The sequence below is a fragment of the Streptomyces sp. NPDC088725 genome, from assembly GCF_044751305.1.
Classification (GTDB): Bacteria; Actinomycetota; Actinomycetes; order Streptomycetales; family Streptomycetaceae; genus Streptomyces.
Window position 1 is genome coordinate 54,419 of sequence record NZ_JBIVLO010000004.1, and the last position, 18,463, is coordinate 72,881.

An 18,463-nucleotide genomic window follows, 5' to 3' on the forward strand; every position below is an offset into this window, starting at 1 on the left:
GTTGGTCAGGCCGTGAAGTGGTGGGTGCCTGAGCCTGCCGCGTAGACGGCGCAGCCCTCCGCCGTTCTCAGCAGCTTCGCCGTGCCGTGGCGCGTGGCCTTGGCCGCCTTCTCGGTCGGGACCCATACCTCCGCGGTGGTGTTCGGGGGCACCGAGACCGTGAGGTCGAAGCCTCCCTCCGTGGTCCACCGGGTGGTGATGGGGCCGTAGACCGAGTCGAAGCGGGCCTCGGCCTGCGTCACACCGCCGCCGGGGCGCGGTCTGATGGTTATCCTGCGGAATCCCGGGGCCGCCGGAGCGATGCCCGCGATGTTCGCGTACATCCACTCGCCGACCGAGCCGTACGCGTAGTGGTTGAAGGAGTTCATGCCGGCGTCCTGGAAGGTGCCGTCCGGCCTGATGGAGTCCCAGCGCTCCCACATCGTCGTGGCGCCCTTGTCGATCTGGTAGCCCCAGCTCGGGAACGTCCGCTGGAGCAGCAGCCGGTAGGCGACGTCGGTGTGTCCGGTGGCGGTGAGTACGGGCAGCAGGCGCGGGGTGCCGAGGAAGCCCGTGGAGAGGTGCCAGTCCTTGGCCTCGATGAGCTGGACGAGACGGTCCGCGGCCGGGGCGCGGTCGGCGTCGGCCAGCAGGTCCATGGACAGGGCCAGGACGTACGCGGTCTGGGTGTCGCCCTTGATCCGGCCGCCCGCCGTGACGTACGCGGTGCGGAACGCGTCGGTGATCTGCTGGAAGAGGGTCCGGTAGGGCGCCGGGTCCTTGCCCAGCGCCTCGGCCGCGCGCGCGACGAGGTCCGCGCTGTGGGCGAAGTACGCCGTGCCGATGACGTCCTTGGGGGTCTCGTCCTCGATGTTGAGCCAGTCGCCGAAGCCGTCCGCGGGGCGCAGCAGGCCGCTGCTGTGTGCGCGCAGGTAGTCGAGCCACCGGAGCATCGCGTCCCACGCCTGTTCGAGCACGCGCAGGTCGCCGTACGCCTGATACAGCGCCCACGGCACGGTGACGCCCGCGTCTCCCCAGCCGGCCGAGCCGTTGCCGCCGGGGCCGACGGCGGGGGCCACGTCGGTGAAACTGCCCTCGGACGTCTGGCTGTCGCGCAGGTCGGTGAGCCACTTCGTGAGGAATCGCGCCGATTCCATCGTGTAGGCGGCGGTGGGCGCGAAGACGTTGATGTCGCCGGTCCAGCCGAGCCGTTCGTCGCGTGCCGGTGTGTCGGTGGGGACGGAGAGGAAGTTGCCGCGCTGGCCCCAGGTGATGTTGCTGTGGAGCTGGTTGAGCATCGGGACGTCGGTCCGGAAGCTCATCGTGAACGGTGCCGAGGTGTGGATGACCCGTCCCACGACCGCGTTCAGCGCCGGCGTTCCCGGGTAGCCGGTCACCTCGACGTAGCGGAAGCCGTGGAAGGTGAAGTGTGGTTCGTACGTCTCCTCGCCATCGCCCGACAGGGTGTACGTGTCGGTCGCCACGGCGGTGCGGAGGTTGGTCGTGTAGACCGTGCCGTCGGGGTTGAGCACTTCGGCGTGGCGCAGTCGCACCGTCGTTCCCGCGTCGCCGGAGACGCGCAGCCGGACCGCGCCGACCATGTTCTGGCCGAGGTCGAACACGTAGGCGCCTGGGGACGGTTCGGTCACCGACACGGCGGAGATCTCCCGCTCCACGCGTACGGCGCCGTCGACTTCGGCGACCAGTCGCGCGGTGACGCCGTCGGTCTTCTCGGCCTGTGCCCATCCGGACATGTCGAAGCCGGTACTGGTCCATCCGGGCGTCTCCAGGCGGGCGTCGTAGTGCTCGCCCATCAGCAGATCGGCGTCGGTCACCGGACCCGTCGCGACGCGCCAGCCGGTGTCGGACACGATCCGGTCGGTCGAGCCGTCGGTGTACGTCACCTCCAACTGGGCCATGAAGGATGGCCTTTCGCCGTACTGATGCGGGCCGAACGAGGCGATGTTCCCCGCATACCAGCCATTCGCGACGGTCACCGCGAGCGCGTTGGCGCCGGAGGTGAGCAGGCCCGTGACGTCGTACGTCTGGTACTGGACCCGCTTGTGGTAATCGGTCCAGCCGGGGGCGAGTTGGTCCTCGCCGACGCGCTCGCCGTTGAGGTGGGCCTCGTACACGCCGAGCGCCGTCGAGTACAGCCGTGCGTGGGCAACTGCCTTTTCCGGCAACGGGAATTCGTGGCGGAGTTGTACGGCGGGAGCGGCGGCGGGAGCCACTTCGCCCCAGGGGCCCGCGCCCCACGCGGCCAGCTCCCTGGCCGCCGCCCAGCCGCTGTCGTCGTAACCGGCGGACTGCCAGTCGCCCGGCGGTTCCTGGTCGGTGGTCTTCCAGGAGGCGCCGGTGGCGAAGGTCGTGGAGCCGTCCGCCGTGGTCACCTCCAGCAGGCCGAGCAGACCCGCGGGACTCTCGGACGCGTTGGTCGCGGCGACGCTGATCACGTTGGCGCCCGCGCTCAGTTGGCCGGTGACATCGAAGACGCCCGGCCGCTTCCAGTTCTCCGCCGGACCGTCCGGCTCGGTCTGCGCGATCCGCGTGCCGTTCACGTAAGCCGTATAGCCGTCGTCGGCGGTCAGGACGACGCGCGCGCGGGTGACACCGTCCGGGACATCGACGCGGCCGCGGAACCAACGGGTCCCGGCCGGGGCGCTGTTCGCCGGGTCGCCCTCCGGGAACCAGATCCACGACGCGCTGTTCAGCGCGGGCGGGGCACCGAGCGAGGCCGGTGCGCCGATCCACTGCGCGGTCCAGTCGGACGCCCCGGTGAGGCCGGTCTCCCACCAGGAGGGCTCACTCCACTCGGAGGCCGTGTCGTCGGCGTCCCATACGCGCACCGACCAGTGGTAGCGCGTACGGGCCTGGAGCGGCGGGCCTCCGTAGGCGACGAGCGCCGACTCCGGGGACGCGACCTTGCCGCTGTCCCAGACGTCGGGGTCCTCCAGACGCTCCGGGGCCGTGGCGACGCGCACTTGGTAGGCGCTCTGCGTCTGATCGGCTTCGCCGGATTCCAGCGGCCAGCTCAACCGCGGCCGCTCCACGTCGAGTCCGAGGGGCTGCTTGACGTACTCGACGGTCGCACCGCCGACGCGTACGGCGTCCACTTCGCGCCTGCCGCGCTCGGCGGCTCGGGCGGCCGGCGCCATACCGGCGACGGCGGCCGCCGCCATGGCCGCTCCGGTGGTGGTGAGCAGTCGTCTTCTGCTGATCATCTTGGCTCCGTCACGACTCGGCAATGAATCGTTTCACGAGCCGCGAAACTAGAGTGACGCACGCACACTGTCAAGAGTTCTGTGTGACTTTCAGGGACTGCCTGTTTTTGCGGCGGATCCATTGACGCGGATGCCGGCGAGGCCCTAGCTTCCGCTTGTTGAAAGGATTCACATCCGGAGCGGCAGCCGGGTCAGGGCACAGGGGTACGCGGTCGGGCGCCGCCTGCCGTCGGCACGCCCTTCGCCTCGCCTGGCGACGCGGCGTTTTCACGAGCGGGCGGACTCTGGCGCACCGCCGCATCAGGCAGCCTGCCGAGACCGCCCGACAGGCCACGCCGGCCACCACCCCGCCGGCCATCAACACCATTGCCCTGTGGGCCCATTCGATGTGCGGCCATGACGCGTGATCCCGAGCCGAGGACAGCGCGGCGCCGCGGCCGGCCCCTGGCCGTGCGCGGCCGCCCGGCACGGATGGCGTCCTGGGCGGCGCGTTCGACCTCGCCGCTGAAATCCGCCCCCTGATCCCGCCACCGCGACGGCGTCCGGAACGCGACGACGGCCCGCTGACGCACGCCCGCGTCATCCACCACCACGGCCACAACGGCGCCGCACGTCACCACCACCACGGCCCGAACTGTGGACATTGGATCTTGCGGTCAAAAGTATAGATTCGACAAGGAAGCGTCAGGTTATTGCGCGACTATGTCGGGCAGATTACGGTCCTCCTTGCGCCGTCACCCGTCCTTCAGCGTCCACACCGGCACATACCGGTCCCCGATCAGCTCTTCGTCCGCCGTCTCCCGCGTCGGCGAGGTGCCTTGCTCTGCCCTGCTCCCCTGCGTACTCGCTTCTCCGTTCCCCTGACCGCGGTGCCGACGGTGCAGGTCCGGCATTCCGTGCCGAAAGGAGCAACACGTGTTCCAGTCCACGCGAGTTCTGAGAGATCCGAGAGACCAGCGCCACCTGCCACACCTGACTGATCTGAGACGTGTGCTCGTCTGGCTGGTCAGCACCGCGATGGTGGCCGCCGCCGGGCTCCTCGCGCTGCCGGTGCAGTCGGCCTGGGCGGCCGCGGCCGTTGCCACCGGTGGCAACGGCGCGAGCCTGCCGTACGTGGAGGTCCAGGCGGAGAACTCCGCCACCAACGGGTCCTCGATCGGCCCGAGTTACGCCGCCGGTGAGCTGGCCGACGAAGCGTCGTACCGCAAGGCCGTGACGCTCCAGGGCAGCGGGAAGTACGTCACGTTCACCACGCCGGTGGCGACCAACTCGATCGACTTCCGGTACAGCATCCCGGACGGCCCAGGCGGTTCGGTCTACACCGCTCCGCTGTCGCTCTACATCAACGGCACCAAGCAGGACAACTTCAGCCTGACGAACGCCTACAGCTGGTATTACGGCAGTTACCCGTTCACCAACACGCCGGGCAGCAACCCGCATCACTTCTACGACGAGGCGCACCGCCTGTTCCCGACGTCCTATCCGGCCGGTACGACCTTCAAGCTCCAGGTCGACTCCGAGGACACCGCGGCCTCGTACACGATCGACTTCGCCGACTTCGAGCAGGTGGGCGCGGCGCTGCCGCAGCCCTCGGGTTCGGTCTCGGTGACCAGCAAGGGCGCGGACGCCAGCGGTGCGACCGACTCCACCAGCGCGTTCAACGCGGCGATCAGCGCGGCCGGTTCGGGCGGCACGGTGTGGATGCCGCCGGGTACGTACAAGATCCCGGGCCACATCAGCGTCAACAACGTCACGATCGCCGGTGCCGGTATGTGGTACTCGACGGTCACCGGTACGGCGCCCGGCTTCTACGGCAACTCCGCTCCTTCGCCCAGCACCAACGTGCACCTGCAGAACTTCGCGATCTTCGGCGACGTCCAGGAGCGCGACGACAACGCCCAGGTCAACGGCATCGGTGGCGCGATGAGCAGTTCGACCGTGTCGAGCGTGTGGATCGACCACATGAAGGTCGGCGCCTGGATGGACGGGCCGATGAACGCGCTCACCTTCAGCGGCATGCGGATACGGGACACCACCGCCGACGGCGTCAACTTCCACGGCGGGGTCACCAACTCCACGGTCACGAACAGTGAGCTGCGCAACACCGGTGATGACGGCATCGCTACCTGGGCGGACTCCGCGCTGGGCGCCGACGCCAACGACACGATCTCCAACAACACCGTGGAACTCCAGATACTCGCCAACGGCATCGCGATCTACGGCGGTCACGACAACACCGTCAGCGGCAACCTGGTGCGGGACACCGGCCTCGCCCAGGGCGGTGGCATTCACGTCGGGCAGCGCTTCACGTCGACCCCCGTCGGCACGACCACGATCTCCGACAACACCATGATCCGCGACGGCGGTCTCGACCCCAACTGGCAGTTCGGGGTGGGCGCGCTGTGGTTCGACGGCAGCCAGGGGGCGATCACCGGGCCGATCAACGTGACCAACGCGCTGATCCAGCAGAGCCCGTACGAGGCCGTCCAGTGGGTCGAGGGCACGGTCAGCGGGGTCAACCTCAACAACGTGACCATCGCCGGGACCGGCACCTTCGCCCTTCAGGAACAGACCGGCGGCGCGGCCAAGTTCACCAATGTCACGGCGACCGGCGTCGGCGCGCCCTCCCCGGTCTACAGCTGTGAGGGCGGCAACTTCGCGGTGACCGACGGCGGCGGCAACTCGGGCATCACCGGTACGCCGATCTGCGGCCCATGGCCGGCCCCGGTCTTCCCGCCGTACCCGCCCGAAGGAGTGACGGCCACCCCGAGCGCGCTGAACTTCGGCTCGGTGGCGACCGGTTCCACGAGCGCCGCGCAGACCGTGACGGTCTCCAACCCGACCGGCGCGGCCGCGGCCGTCTCGTCCGTCGCCGCCAGTGGGGACTTCACCCAGACCAACACCTGCGGCTCCTCGATCCCTTCGAAGGGCTCGTGCACGGTCAGTGTGAAATTCGCGCCGACCGCGACCGGGGCCCGCAGCGGAACTCTCACGGTCAACGCGGGCGGTACGACCAACACCGTCAGCCTCTCCGGCACCGGCACCGCGCCTGGCCCGATTCTGAACGCCACGCCCGGGGGCCTGTCCTTCGCCGCCACCGTGGTCGGCTCCTCGGCAGCCGCGCAGACGGTGACGGTGACCAACAGCGGCACCACATCGGCGACCGTCTCCAAGGTCGCCGTGACCGGTGACTACACCGAGACAGACAACTGCGCGACTCTCGCGGTCGGCGCTTCCTGCACGGCGAGCGTCACCTTCAAGCCGACGGCCGGAGGCGCCCGTACCGGCACCCTCACCGTCACCAGCAACGCCAACAACAGCCCGACCACGGTGGGCCTGAGCGGCAGCGGCATCGACAGCACGACGAACATCGCCGCCGGCCAGCCCGCTTCGGCCAGTTCGAGTTCCAGCCCCTACGTCGCCGCCAACGTCACCGACCCGGACGCCTCGACGTACTGGGAGAGCAGCGGCGCGCTCCCGCAGTGGGCCCAGGTCGACCTCGGCAAGAGCTACAGCGTCGGCAAGGTCGTCCTCAAGCTCCCGCCGTCGGCCGCGTGGGCCACCCGTACGCAGACCCTGTCGGTCCAGGGGTCCACGGACGGCTCCAGCTTCTCGACGCTCGTGGCGTCGGCCGGTCGCACCTTCGACCCGAGCGCCAACAACAACACGGTCACGCTCACCTTCAACGCCGCCACAGCCAGGTACGTACGGGTGAACATCACGGCCAACACCGGTTGGTCGGCTGCCCAGTTGTCGGACTTCGAGGTGTTCCCGGCGAGCGGCGGGGGCAGTTCGCCCTCGGCGACGCTGTCGGCGGGACCGTCCTCACTGACGTTCGACACCCAGGCGCTCAACACCACCAGCGCCGCGAAGACGGTCACGGTGACCAACTCCGGCACCGCGGCCGCGGCCGTCTCCGGCATCGCGACGACGGGTGAGTTCGCGCAGACCAACACCTGCGGTACGTCCATCGCGGCCGGTGTCTCCTGCACGGTCAGCGTCAAGTTCACCCCGACCGCGTCAGGAACGCGCTCCGGCAGCCTCACGATCACCAGCAACGCGGCCAACAACCCGACCACGGTGGCGCTGAGCGGTACGGGCGCGGGGACGGTGAGCACCAACCTGGCAGCGGGCAAGGCGACAACCGAGTCCAGCCACAGCGATGTGTACCCGTCGTCCAACGTGACGGACGGCAACCAGGACACCTACTGGGAGAGCGCCAACAACGCCTTCCCGCAGTGGGTTCAGGTGAACCTCGGCTCCGCGCAGAGCGCGAGCCGGGTCGTCCTCCAGCTCCCCGCGAACTGGGGCGCCCGCAACCAGACGCTGTCCCTGTCGGGCAGCACCGACGGCACCACCTTCACCACCATCAAGGCGTCGGCCGCGTACAGCTTCGACCCGGCGACCAGCAACCGCGTCACGATCAGCTTCCCCGCGACCACCCAGCGCTACTTCCGGGTGACTGTCACGGCGAACAACGCGTGGCCGGCGGGACAGCTCTCGGAGTTCCAGGTCTGGAACGTCTGACCTGCCCCGTCAGCAGTGGCGTCGGTGCCGTCGAGTACACACGTACTCGACGGCACCGTCGTGTGCGATGAGCGCGTTCGTCAGGTGGGCCGCTGAGCGTGCGCGCGGGCTGCGTAACGGGCGCGGGCTCGTAGGGCGGCGGTGACCAGGGCGCGGACCGGGGCCGGGGGGCGGCGGACGCGCAGCGCCGTGCGGAGCGGGTCGTCCAGCAGCGTCGCGGCAACCACCGGTGCGAGGGCCGCCAGGAAGGACGGCAGCCGGGCCGCCAGCAGGCCCTTGCTGGTGGCCTGCCAGAGCGTGTGGGCCGCCTCGCTGGGGGCGAAGTGGCGCCCCTCGAAGTCGATCATCCAGCCCTCCACGTCATCGAGTTGGCCGCCCGGAGCGTCGGGCAGGTCCAGCGCGCGCGACAGACTCTGGTGGAAGGCGTACGCCGCTTCACGTTCCTCACCCGTGGCCGGGCGGTGGCCGTGGCTGTCGATGAACCGCAGTGGGCACACCGTGAAGCAGGCCAGGACGTACCGCATCAGCTCCGGCGTGATGCCGGGGCGGTCGTGGACCCGGCGCAGGCCCTCCACGATCTTCCGGCCCCCGGCGCTGTCCGTCCCCCGCTCGATCAGGGCGAACATCGCCACCCCGGTCGCCTTGGCGCGGCCGCGGGCGTCGGTGGTCATGCGGCCGGTGCCGTGCAGCACGCGGGCGATGTCCGGGACGCCGAAGGTCCGTACGAAGCCCAGAGTGAGCCCGATCCTGGACTCCTCCGGCATCGTCTCCAGGACGAGCCGCGCGAAGGCCCGGTGGTCGCCGCGCGTACCGGCGGTCATCCGGCCGCTGAGGCGACGGCCAGCGCTTCGCCGGTCAGAGGCGCGTCCAAGTAGCGTGCGACTCGCACCAGATGAGCCCTTTCCTCGGCCGGTTCCGTGTCCAGACCCGGCAGTTGCGACTGGTCCTCGCGCGAGCGCGGGGGGACTCCGGCGTTCAGCGCCCCGACGGCGAACCGCAACGCGGCTGCCACGGTCAGCGCCGCCCGGTCCTCCTCGTCCAGGCCGGCGCGCACGGCGGCCTCTCCGGCCGCGGTGACGACGGATGGAGCGATCCATGGTCGCAACGTCAGCTGGCCGTCCCGTATTTCCAGTCCGCGACGGGCGGTACGCCACTCCAGGTCCCGGAACGCCAACCGCTCGGTCCAGACCGACGGAGGCGCCTCCAGGGCCAGGCGCCGGTCGGCCTGGTACACCAAGTCCCACAGCGGGCGCAGGGCTTGATAGTCGCGGCGGCGGTGCGTCCAGGCGGCGACAGCCGGTCCCGCGAACCCGGCGGTGATGAACATGGCGCCGAGCGCCGCGAAGGCGGGGCCGAGCGCGGTGCTCAGCCACTCCGCCCCGGTCACGCCCGCGAGGGCCGCGCCGATCGCGACGAGCTTGCACCCGACGTAACCGCAGGCGACGAACCCGCCGACGGCGACGATCCGGATGCCCCGGCGCAGCCAGCCGTACGGCAGCCGGGAGGCGTGCCCGAGGCACACCCTGCTGATGTCGATCAGCGCGAAGCCGAACAGTGCCTGGTAGATCACCAGGAAGATCGCGATCTCCGGGATTGTTCCGAAGGCGGTGTCGAAGGTGAGCGGAGTCAGCGGGCTGTCCGCTCCCCCGAGGAAGAACAGGACGATCATCACCGGCACCAGGACGGCGAACACCGTCAGACGCAGACGCACTTGGCGCCGGACATCGGTGGTGGTCGTGATGTCCGCCGAGGCCGAGCCCGCCAAGCCGGCCACACTCGTGTCCCCGGGCGGCGCCTCCTGGGCTCCCGAGTTCGCGCGCTCCTTCGACGGCGTCCACATCCGGGCCAGCACCACTGCCCCGGCGGAGAACCCCGTAATGCCGAGGTAGACCAGCAGAGTTGCCAGGTTCCCGTGCCGGGACACCCGGCCGATCATCCGGTACGTCACCGGCGCGGCCAGCACGAACGCGGTGGCCGGCGCCGCGATCGTCAGCGCGACGACGAGCAGCCCGGAGGAGGGATCCCGGTGCCACGCCCGGAACTTCAGACACGCCACGACCCACGCGACCGTCCCGATGCCGAGGTAGACCACGTTGTACGGCGCGTCGCCCAGGTCAGACATGCTGTCCCTTCCGGTGCTCCAGCGCGGGCGCAAGCTGGGACGTGCTTCCGGCGCCGGGCGCGAGCATGAGCGCGCGTGTGAGCTCGGCGCCCAGGATCTCCGCTTCCTCTTCCGCGGCGCCCTCGTAGTGCGAGCGGCCGAGGACCAGTCGGATCATGTCGGCGTCGATCGTCGGCAACTCCACGTGGTCCGCGGCCCCTTCCTCCTCCGGCGGCTCCGCCAGATGTCCGCACAGCAGGTGCGCGAGTTCGTGGCAGATGATGTGGGCCTGGTGCAGCCCCGATGTCTCCTGCTCGAAGTGGATGACATCGGCGTCCGCGCGGCGTTCCACGAATCCTGACGGCTCGCCCACCCGCATCCGCCGGGGAACGAGCCGCACGGGCCGCCCCGCCCGCTCGGCGACCGCCGCGCACAGCTCTTCCACCGTGCTCACCCGCGGGAGATCCAACTCTCGTGCCATGGCCCGCATTCGGCGGCGGGTACGTCCAAGGTCTCGCACGTCATCCCCATCAGCCGGCCGCCAGTGTCCCAACGGCGTCCGCCGGTAGTCGCTCACCCCTCGGGACTGCCGTCGGGCAGCCCGACCGCCTTTCGCAGTTGTTCCACCACGGTGAGGGCCGCGTCCTGCATCTCAGGAGGCAGCCCGGCCGCCCGCATCGCGATGCGCTCCACCCGGGCGTCCCGGAGCGCTTCGATCTTCCGCAGGTCCCGTTCGACGGCCTGCGCGGTGGCGGAGTCGCTGAAGTAATCCAGCGGGATTCCGAAGAACTTGGCGATCTTCACCGCGTTCTCCAGGCTGGGTTTCTGCGTGCCCTTGCGGAGGTTGCCGATATAGGTGCCGCTCAGCCCGGTGCCTTCGGCGATCTCCGTGTCACGCCAGGGGCGGCCCAGATCTTTCGGGTAGATCACCGAGATCACGCGGCGGAATCGTCCCGCGAAGTCCAGAGAGTCCGTCGGCTCCGGACCGTCGCCGGGTCGCGGAGCCGACGCTTCTGGTCGCGGGGAATCGGTGGCCATGTGCCGGATCATAGAACTCTTCGGTCAGCGACGGGGCTTCGGCGGCCGTGACGATTTCCACGATCGTGGCGAATGAAATGACCGAATTTCGCAATAGGCATCAAATCATCGACACCCAGCCATCAAGTAATCAACTTTAGTTGACTTATCCCCAACTCCCGTACAGGATCGACAACGCTGGCGCGTGCACCTCAAGGCCCCTCCGCCGGCGCTGGGCGCCGCTGCCCCACGGGGGTGGGCAACAGCGCCCGGCACGCGGTGCGTCCGCGGAGCCGCCCCAGCCATAGCCCTCCCACTTACAGTGCCTAACGCAATGAGGTGGATCGGTCTGGTTGCCGTGTCCGCGTCGGGTGTTGGGCGTTGTCCGGGCATGGGGACTTCGCCGTGGATCGTGTCGGATGGCCTGTGGGAGCGGATCGAGCCGCTGCTGCCCCGAAGAGAGCGCCGGTTTCGGCACCCGGGCCGCAAGCTGCTGGCAGACCGGCAGGTGTTGTGCGGCATCTTGTTCGTGCTGCATACGGGCATCCCATGGGAGTAGGTGCCGCAGGAGTTGGGCTTCGGGTCGGGCATGACGTGCTGGCGGCGTTTGCGGGACTGGAACGAGGCTGGAGTCTGGCAGCGGCTGCACGAAGTGCTGCTGGCCGAGCTGAACGCGGCGGCTCGTCTCGACTGGTCGCGGGCGGTGGTCGACTCCAGCCATGTGCGGGCGATAAAGGGGGGACCAGACGGGACCGAGTCCGGTCGATCGTGGCCGAGCCGGATCGAAACACCACCTGATCACGGACGGGCATGGCACCCCGCTCGCCGTGATCCTCACCGGCGGCAACCGCAACGACGTCACCCAGCTCATGCCGCTGATCGACGCCATTCACCAGTCAGAGGCCGGGTCGGGCACCCACGACGCACACCGGACTCACTCTGAACCGTTCCGGGTACGACCACGACGTCTACCGCGACCAAGTCCGACAACGCCGGATCGTGCCGGCCATCGCCCGCCGCGGCACTCCTCACGGCTCCGGACCGGGCGTCTACCGCTGGGTCGTCGAACGCAGCTTCGCCTGGCTCCACGCTTCAAACGCCTCCGCACCCCCTGGGAACGCCGAGCCGACATCCACGAAGCCTTCCTCAAGCTGGCCTGCTGCCTGATCACCTGCCGACAGATCAACTCATTGTGTCAGCCGTTGTTACTGCGCTCCCGTATCTTCCTGACCCGCCAAAGCCCCCCAATCCACCGCACCCTTCAGTCCGGCTCGCGACCCTGCTCAAAGCCCTCCGACCGTATCCTTATCGCCTGGGACAACCGTCCTCAAAGGGCCTGTGGCAAGGACACGCCAGAGACTTCACAGGAGGGCGCGCAGATCGTGAGCCGGGTAAGCCGCGTTGAGCATGTTCGACGGCCGATATCCATTTGCTTTCAAATACCCTTCGGCCCAATCGTCCAAACGGGCGAGCCAATGAGAGGGAGCCAAATCTCCGGGTATCGGGGTAACGGCACCGAGCCCTTCGATTGCCTCGGCCCAGTCGCTCGTCTCGGGCATGATTCCGCGCAACTCGTCGAGTTCCCGGCGCGCTGCGGCGATCCGGTGGTCCGACATTTCCTCGAGCCGATCGAGTACCACTGCCTCGCTCGGCGCAGGAGATCGCCATGTCGCGCGGGATACCAACTGCGATAGATTAGGGAACCGCTCGCGCCATTCCCACGAGGAGTCCGGGGGAATGGGCACCTCTCGGTAGCCCTCGTTCTCGAAGGCAGCCAGGTACGGAATCATTCCCAACAGGCAGTCGATCCGGACCTTGCCGCGAGGCGGGATGATGGGCGGCATCGTGGCAAGGCAGGCCCTGACGTCCCAGTGGTTGATCCCGAGGTGGATGATCTCGGCGATCTCACGGGTCGCGCGAAACGGTCTGGCTGGGTAGTAGACGGCCACTCGGAGGTAGCTGCGCATACCTCGAGACGGAGCGTCTTCGGAGTCAACGAAGCACTCATCAGCAGGCACTGGCACGGACCGGTACGCCTGGAGCAACTGCCTGAGTTCGGGAAGCCATTCTGCATCGGCGCCAAAAATGTCTTGCTGCGTCATCGCCTCACGCCCCATCGGGTGCGCTGTGGTCGGCGAGCAGGGTCTTGGCGCGGAGAAACATGTCGTCGTCATCCATCCTGACCGCCTGGGCAGTGATGTCGTCGACCAGCCGCTGGAGGACCTTCAGCCACTCGCGCAAGAAATCAGCTGTGTTGAGAATGAGCTCGCTCCGTTCATTCAGCAGGAACTCGTAGCCGCCGAGAACACTTTCCCACCTGGAGTCGATGACCAGGTTCTCACCGTCCCGGCAGATGTCCCACGTGGTGGAGAACGAGGAGGCGCCAGTCTCCAACCGCGCCCCAGTGAATCCGGGCTTCTGGAGCATCTCCAGCAGGATAATGATGTCGTCGATGAAAACATAGATATCCTCGGCGTAGTTGACTGCCACCGGCACACCGTTCCAGGACAGCACCAGGTATTCAGTGCGGGAACGGTAAATAATGCCAATCGCTTCGAAGAAATTGTCAGCGACCTTGTCGACGTCTTGAAATTCGGGATTTCCTGTCTGAATCCAGAAGCTCATCGCTGTCCTATCTGGTGGTTGGATATGCGTGGATCGTACCGTTAGGGCGAACTTTCACAAAAACAGAATTGGGCTTGCGTATCGAACCATCCGGCATATATTCGACACATTCATTCCCCTTGGGAAGTTTAAAGAATCCCGTTTTTCCGGGACCGAGTTCCGCGCCTTTTTCGGTGGCAAACTTGACATCGGCCGGGCTTCCAAACCGCCCCTGCGGTTTCCCATCAACCTTGGCGCGCTGAGGCCCCTCGTTCCAGTCAATCCCGTGCTTGGCCCCCTTCGTCAGGGCGCCCTCGGGTTTGAACTTCTGACCGTCCTTTTCTATGCCCTTGTTAACTTCTGCTATCTGTTTATTCTTGCTGAGTCCAGAGAGTTCCTGCTGACTCTGCGTGAACGCCTCTTGCTGTTCCTCAGAAATCGGCACCGGATCGGCAGCATCGCCTGACGTGCCCTGTTTGCCGCTCCGGTCCCAGGCATTTCCGGTGTCCCCCTCGGACATCCGGGTTATAAAGTCGCCGAACCCGGCCAGAGCGAGCGCTCCGCCCGTGCCGATGACTGCGACCCCCGCGATATTTATCGGAACGCCTATCAGCGCCCCGACCCCGGTGATGTCTAGCGCGCCCCCGCCCACCTCCATCGCGCCACCCGCAGCCATGAGGAAGGCTCCGAGAGCAACCGACCCGGCATCCAGCATGTTGCGCCAGCTGAAGACCGAGGACATGAAGTCGCCGACATCCTCGATGCCATGCTCAAAGGGGTCACTGATGTATTTTTCGAACCACCCCTTCTTCTTGGGCTTGGGCTCTGGCAGCGGAGCGACCCCGTTGAACGCATCCAGCGGCGTGATGCCCTGACCGAAGCCATGCTCATCGCCCGCCTCGTCCGCCATGTCGCACCGTCGCCTCACCTCTTTGGCGATGGCGGGGAGCTCCTCGCCCAGCGAACCGGGAAGCTGAGCGCCTACCCCGGGCGACGTGGAGTGCTGAATCTTCTGCAGCTCAGGGCTGTTGGTAGCTTTCTTCCCCCCATCCAGCGCCGCCTCGGCGTCCTTGAGTATTCCAGCAACGCGGCGGTGTAACCCGGGCGCGTCCCGGCCCGCTTTGTCCAAGTCTCCCGCCAGTTTTCGCACCCGATCGGATTTGAGCCCTCGAAACCCCATCAGCGGCTCCCCGACATGTGGTTGGCCTTCTCGTCCAAATGCCCTGCCTCGATCTCCCACCGGCTCGCGTCGGCAATCAGGTCCGAGGCCAAGCGGTGCAAGGTGGCTTTGCGGGCCTGCAGGGTGCGGGTGGTGTCGGTGGCGTATGGTCCGATCCAGATGAGGTCGGCCCCGGTACCGGAAGCCCGTTTGACCTCGCGATCGAGGTAGGTTCCCATCTCGTGGGCCGCGCTGCGGGCCTGACGAGCACAAGTGCGCAGCGCGTCGGCACGCTTGCGTAATTGTGTCGGCGATTCCTTATGGGTCATACGGGGCTCATCCCCTTCCCCTGGATAGCTTGCGTCCAACGCAACAGGCTAGTGGGACAGTTCACCGCTCAGCCGCCCCGCGATCCTTCTGTGGTTCAGGTAACAGACTCATAGAGGGTCAGTAACGGCACCCGACCGGGGGACGGTGGGCCACCCAGCTCGACTCAGCCCGGTCCCAGGCAAGCCGAAGAGCGGGGAAACGCGAATGGGCCTCGATCTCCTTCGGGCGTCCGGAGCGGGGGCCGAACCGCGTCCGCGCCCCGGGCCGTTGGCTCGGGGCTCGGGTGGTGCCGGGGCCCTGAGGGCCCGCAGGGCTCAGACGGTACCGAAGGCCGCGCGCAGGGTCGTCGTGGCCTGGGTGATGGCGGCACGGGCCGTGGGTTTCGCTGAGGGCGTTCAGCATGACGAAATCGTGGATGATGCCCTGGTAGCGGACCGCCGTCACAGGGACGCCCGCGGTGCGGAGCTTCGCCGCGTAGGCCTCACCCTCGTCGCGCAGCACGTCCGCCTCCGCGGTGACGACCAAGGCCGGCGGCAGCCCGCGAGTTGGGCGGTGGTGGCGCGCAGAGGGGAGTCCGTTATCTCGGCTCGCTGCTCGGGGTCGGTGGTGTACTGGTCCCAGAACCACCGCATCGCGTCACGGCTCAGGAAGTAGCCCTCGGCGAACCTGTGGTAGGAGGGGGTGTCGAACGCCGCGTCGGTGACCGGGTAGAAGAGCACCTGGCTCACGAAGTGCACGTCGCCGCGGTCCTTGGCGAGCAGGGTGAGCGCCGCGGCCATGTTTCCGCCGACCGAGTCGCCTGCCACGGCCAGCCGCGAGGCGTCCAGACCACGGGCCGCGCCTTCCGTGACGATCCAGCGGGCGGCCGCGTAGTTCTGCTCGATGGCCACCGGGTACCTGGCCTCCGGGGAGAGGGCGTACTCGGGGAAGACGACCGCCGCCCCAGCTCCGACCGCGAGTTCGCGCACCAGCCGGTCATGGGTGCGCGCGTTACCGAACACCCAGCCCGCACCGTGGATGTAGAGGATGACCGGCAGTGTGTCTGTGACGTCGGTCGGCTTCACGACGCGCACCTGGACGGTGCCGGTGGGGCCGCCCTGGACGGTCACCCACTCGTCGGTCACGGCCGGGGTGTCCACTTCGCCGGACTGCACTTCATTGACGGCCTCGCGCCCCTTGGCCGGGCCCAGATCGAAGAGGTACGGCGGGTTGGCGGTGGCCCCGGCGAACGCGGCTGCCGCGGGTTCGAGGACCGGACGGGCGATAGCCGAGTCGGAAGCGGATGCTGACTCGGACATCTCGTTCTCCGCACGGAATGGCACACCCGGCGGTTCTGGCCGCCGGGTGCGACGGGGTGGGTGACTCCCAACAGGAAGGTAGGGCTCAATTTAATTGAACACAACTGACTAGCCCGCTATACGATCGCGTAGCGGGCACATCCGCTCCCGTACCGTGCCGATACACGACAGAGGAGGAGGCGCCATGAGCGACGAGACGGAGACCAGGCCCGAGCAGGGCTTCACACTGCTGCTGGACGACCAGCTGTGTTTCGCGCTGTACGCGGCCTCACGTGCCGTGACCAGCCGGTATCGCCCGCTGCTTCAGGAACTCGGCCTGACCTACCCGCAGTATCTGGTGATGCTGGTGCTGTGGGAGCGGGGCCCCGTCCCCGTACGGGATCTCGGCACCGCGCTCGAACTGGATTCGGGAACTCTCTCCCCGCTGCTCAAGCGGCTGGAGGCCAACGGCCTGATCCACCGCGAGCGCCGCGCCGACGACGAGCGGTCCGTGCTGATCCGGCTCAGTGAGGGCGGTGTCGCGCTGCGTGAGCGGGCCAAGGCCGTGCCGCTGGCTATCGGCGAGGCCATCGGACTGACGTCCGAGGAGGCCCAGACGGTCCGCACGATTCTGCGCAAGCTGACGGCAAACGTCACCGGCGAGAGCCACCGCACGGCGTGAGCCCCGGGGCGTGCTGCGATCACCGTGCGCCGCCCGTTCGCGGACGGGCCGAGGGCGACACGTAGGCGCGGAAGCCTGGTAGTCCTGTCACCTGCGGGAACGGTGTGGAGCGCCAGGTGTGTGCGTACGCCGGCGCTCGGTGGCCGAGGGGGACCAGGACCGCTACGGGTTGCCGCTGCGCCAGTGCCAGCAGGGCCGCGCGGCTGATACTGGCGTCGTGGCCGGCGATCTGGCGGGACGCGCAGCCCGCGCTGAAGCCGATCCGTACGGCCTCGATTCCGGTGACGGTGCACGGCGGTCGGACGCCCAGGCGGTGGAGTTCGGTGGCGATGCGGCCGACCGATCCCCTCGATGCGCGGCTGCGCTCCGCGAGGCTGTGCAGGATCACGTACTGCGACCCCACGTGGAGCAGCAGGAGCAGCGCGACGGCGGGGACAACCGGCCTGCGCAGCGCCGGGCTCGCGGCGGTGACCAGGTGGTGCAGGCACACGGCGGCGGGCAGCAGGAGCAGTGCGTAGGTGGCCAGCAGGAAGCGGGGCGCCGCGTAGTCGATCATCAGCAGGTACGGCACGGCGAGGGACAGCCCGGTCAGCGCCGGGACGATCACAACGGCCCGCAGACGGGTGCGCATCGCGGTGAACACACCGCCCGCGGCGAGCAGGGGCAGGGCGAACCACCAGAGGGCCGACCACGGTCTGCGCCACGGCATGTCGCACGGCCGGCACAGCGAACGCCCCTCCAGACCGCGCAGTTGGTCTCCGAAGGCGAGGTGCCAGCCCATCCCGCCCTGGATCTCGCTGGCGCGGTGCAGCCGTGCGCCGAGCCCGCCGTACGCCGTGTACGCCTCGACGACCCACTGCGCGGCGCCGAGAGCCACACCGGCCGCGAGGACCAGCAGGACGACCGGCCGTCGCCAGGACCGTACGGCGCACGCGGCCACGGCGAGCGGCAGCGCGAGCCACAGGGCGTCGGTGGGCCGCATGAGACCGGCCACGGCGAGGGCGCATCCCATGCCGGTCAACGAACCAGTCCCGGTACGCCCGTTGGCGTCTTCACGCACCGCTCGCAGGAAGCATCCGGTCGCGATGAGCGCCGAGAGTGCCACCGCCAGGTTGGGCATGACCTGCGGACCGTAGAAGAGTGTGATCCACAGTGTGGCGAACAGCGCTCCCGCGAGAGCCACCACCGGGCCGGGCAGCAGCCGCCGCCACACCCACAGCCCTGCGTAGAGCGCGCCGCCGGTCGCCACGGCGAGGTAGCAGCGCAGGACGGTGACGGAGTCCGTCAGCCCGGTCACCGGCGCGACGAGCAGGCTGATCCCCCGGGCGCGCGGTGCGCTGAAGAACGCCGCGGGCGCGTGCGGGCTGACCTGGCTGACGTAGACCGTCTCGTCCCAGCCGAGGCCCATACCCGGTACCACGAAGGCGAGTTGGGCGAGCGTGAAGCCGATCGCGACGACCGCTGACCAGAGCCGCGGACGCGCTTCGCGGCCACCGGCCCGAAGCGCGTCCTCGCGGGACTCCTCCTCCGGCCACCCGGCCGTGAGGGACGTGTCGTACATGG

The 18,463-nt window shown here is 68.5% G+C and carries 12 protein-coding genes and 2 pseudogenes; 3 read left to right on the forward strand and 11 right to left on the reverse strand.

Going from position 1 to position 18,463, the window contains the following annotated elements:
- Positions 1-5: 5 nt before the first annotated feature.
- Positions 6-3,203, reverse strand: a complete 3,198-nt coding sequence (locus ACIP6N_RS10465; RefSeq protein WP_401814504.1) for an alpha-L-rhamnosidase — start codon at positions 3,201-3,203, stop codon at positions 6-8.
- A gap of 990 nt (positions 3,204-4,193) precedes the next feature.
- On the opposite strand from ACIP6N_RS10465, the gene ACIP6N_RS10470 reads away from it, so the two are divergent.
- Positions 4,194-7,730, forward strand: a complete 3,537-nt coding sequence (locus ACIP6N_RS10470; protein WP_401814505.1) for a choice-of-anchor D domain-containing protein — start codon at positions 4,194-4,196, stop codon at positions 7,728-7,730.
- An 80-nt stretch (positions 7,731-7,810) separates the two neighbouring features.
- Here ACIP6N_RS10470 and ACIP6N_RS10475 read toward each other — a convergent pair whose 3' ends face one another.
- From ACIP6N_RS10475 to ACIP6N_RS10490, 4 genes are all read right to left on the reverse strand, one after another.
- Positions 7,811-8,551 carry an oxygenase MpaB family protein gene (locus ACIP6N_RS10475; protein ID WP_401814507.1) on the reverse strand — a complete coding sequence of 247 codons (741 nt, stop codon included), beginning with the start codon at positions 8,549-8,551 and terminating at the stop codon, positions 7,811-7,813.
- On the reverse strand, positions 8,548-9,852 hold the full coding sequence (locus ACIP6N_RS10480) for an MAB_1171c family putative transporter (RefSeq protein WP_401814508.1): 1,305 nt from the start codon (positions 9,850-9,852) through the stop codon (positions 8,548-8,550). The genes ACIP6N_RS10475 and ACIP6N_RS10480 overlap by 4 nt, the downstream gene beginning before the upstream one ends.
- Entirely contained in the window at positions 9,845-10,312 is a 468-nt protein-coding gene (locus ACIP6N_RS10485; RefSeq protein ID WP_401814510.1) for a hypothetical protein, read from the reverse strand. The genes ACIP6N_RS10480 and ACIP6N_RS10485 overlap by 8 nt, the downstream gene beginning before the upstream one ends.
- Positions 10,313-10,404: 92 nt before the next feature.
- Positions 10,405-10,869 carry a helix-turn-helix domain-containing protein gene (locus ACIP6N_RS10490; protein ID WP_401814511.1) on the reverse strand — a complete coding sequence of 155 codons (465 nt, stop codon included), beginning with the start codon at positions 10,867-10,869 and terminating at the stop codon, positions 10,405-10,407.
- Positions 10,870-11,201: 332 nt separating this feature from the next.
- On the opposite strand from ACIP6N_RS10490, the pseudogene ACIP6N_RS10495 reads away from it, so the two are divergent.
- A pseudogene (locus tag ACIP6N_RS10495) lies at positions 11,202-12,038 on the forward strand (IS5 family transposase); the annotation flags it as partial.
- 171 nt (positions 12,039-12,209) lie between these two features.
- Here ACIP6N_RS10495 and ACIP6N_RS10500 read toward each other — a convergent pair.
- The 5 genes and pseudogenes from ACIP6N_RS10500 to ACIP6N_RS10520 all read right to left on the reverse strand — a co-directional run bounded on the left by ACIP6N_RS10500 (position 12,210) and on the right by ACIP6N_RS10520 (position 16,239).
- Positions 12,210-12,950, reverse strand: coding sequence for a hypothetical protein (locus ACIP6N_RS10500; protein WP_401815263.1), 741 nt, complete (start codon positions 12,948-12,950; stop codon positions 12,210-12,212).
- Positions 12,951-12,954: 4 nt separating this feature from the next.
- Positions 12,955-13,473, reverse strand: a complete 519-nt coding sequence (locus ACIP6N_RS10505; RefSeq protein WP_401814513.1) for a hypothetical protein — start codon at positions 13,471-13,473, stop codon at positions 12,955-12,957.
- A gap of 7 nt (positions 13,474-13,480) precedes the next feature.
- Positions 13,481-14,632 (reverse strand): hypothetical protein, encoded by a 1,152-nt coding sequence (locus ACIP6N_RS10510; protein ID WP_401814515.1) that lies wholly within the window; start codon positions 14,630-14,632, stop codon positions 13,481-13,483.
- A complete protein-coding gene (locus ACIP6N_RS10515) occupies positions 14,632-14,940 on the reverse strand; it encodes a hypothetical protein (RefSeq protein WP_401814516.1) in 309 nt (102 codons plus the stop codon). The genes ACIP6N_RS10510 and ACIP6N_RS10515 overlap by 1 nt, the downstream gene beginning before the upstream one ends.
- A gap of 315 nt (positions 14,941-15,255) precedes the next feature.
- Positions 15,256-16,239: pseudogene (locus ACIP6N_RS10520) on the reverse strand (alpha/beta hydrolase).
- Positions 16,240-16,423: 184 nt separating this feature from the next.
- On the opposite strand from ACIP6N_RS10520, the gene ACIP6N_RS10525 reads away from it, so the two are divergent.
- A complete protein-coding gene (locus tag ACIP6N_RS10525; RefSeq protein WP_401814517.1) occupies positions 16,424-16,900 on the forward strand; it encodes a MarR family winged helix-turn-helix transcriptional regulator in 477 nt (158 codons plus the stop codon).
- Positions 16,901-16,919: 19 nt separating this feature from the next.
- Here the strand turns inward: ACIP6N_RS10525 and ACIP6N_RS10530 are convergent, their stop codons facing one another.
- Entirely contained in the window at positions 16,920-18,461 is a 1,542-nt protein-coding gene (locus tag ACIP6N_RS10530; protein WP_401814518.1) for a hypothetical protein, read from the reverse strand.
- Positions 18,462-18,463: the final 2 nt, after the last annotated feature.

Bases quoted from the DNA above. Each gene is read 5' to 3' on its own strand.
- ACIP6N_RS10510 (WP_401814515.1), bottom strand. From the start codon at position 14,632: ATGGGGTTTCGAGGGCTCAAATCCGATCGGGTGCGAAAACTGGCGGGA.
- ACIP6N_RS10480 (WP_401814508.1), bottom strand. From the start codon at position 9,852: ATGTCTGACCTGGGCGACGCGCCGTACAACGTGGTCTACCTCGGCATC.
- ACIP6N_RS10530 (WP_401814518.1), bottom strand. From the start codon at position 18,461: ATGTACGACACGTCCCTCACGGCCGGGTGGCCGGAGGAGGAGTCCCGC.
- ACIP6N_RS10485 (WP_401814510.1), bottom strand. From the start codon at position 10,312: ATGGCACGAGAGTTGGATCTCCCGCGGGTGAGCACGGTGGAAGAGCTG.
- ACIP6N_RS10515 (WP_401814516.1), bottom strand. From the start codon at position 14,940: ATGACCCATAAGGAATCGCCGACACAATTACGCAAGCGTGCCGACGCG.
- ACIP6N_RS10505 (WP_401814513.1), bottom strand. From the start codon at position 13,473: ATGAGCTTCTGGATTCAGACAGGAAATCCCGAATTTCAAGACGTCGAC.
- ACIP6N_RS10500 (WP_401815263.1), bottom strand. From the start codon at position 12,950: ATGACGCAGCAAGACATTTTTGGCGCCGATGCAGAATGGCTTCCCGAA.
- ACIP6N_RS10525 (WP_401814517.1), top strand. From the start codon at position 16,424: ATGAGCGACGAGACGGAGACCAGGCCCGAGCAGGGCTTCACACTGCTG.
- ACIP6N_RS10490 (WP_401814511.1), bottom strand. From the start codon at position 10,869: ATGGCCACCGATTCCCCGCGACCAGAAGCGTCGGCTCCGCGACCCGGC.
- ACIP6N_RS10465 (WP_401814504.1), bottom strand. From the start codon at position 3,203: ATGATCAGCAGAAGACGACTGCTCACCACCACCGGAGCGGCCATGGCG.
- ACIP6N_RS10475 (WP_401814507.1), bottom strand. From the start codon at position 8,551: ATGACCGCCGGTACGCGCGGCGACCACCGGGCCTTCGCGCGGCTCGTC.